Annotated in this window: 1 pseudogene; it reads right to left on the bottom strand. The window is 42.9% G+C overall.

Features of this window, described 5'->3' with window-relative positions:
- Window positions 1-268 (bottom strand): annotated as a pseudogene (locus tag EOD41_RS20880) (IS3-like element ISElsp1 family transposase); the annotation flags it as partial.

Here is a 268-nt window from a genome sequence, read left to right as displayed (position 1 = left end):
CCGGATTGTTTGGCTTCGTCTTTTTTAAGATAATGATTCCTTCTTCCTGTTCGGCAATTTCAATCAGTTTTTCATAAGCAACCAGCTTCAGTTTAGCGTCAGCTAACTCTTTCTCCAGGTCTTTAATCCGTTGCTTTTGTAGATCTTTCATCGGGCGGCCCAAAGCTCCTGCTTTCGGATAGTGCAATTTACCATACCTGCGGCACCATTCCAATACCCGCGAGTTGCCCTTAATACCATACTTAGCCTGAATTTGGTCTTTGTTTAA

The organism is Mucilaginibacter limnophilus, from assembly GCF_004005815.1.
Lineage (GTDB): Bacteria > Bacteroidota > Bacteroidia > Sphingobacteriales > Sphingobacteriaceae > Mucilaginibacter > Mucilaginibacter limnophilus.
The sequence above is the reverse complement of the archived record's forward strand: the minus strand, read 5'-3'. Positions and strand labels throughout refer to the sequence as shown.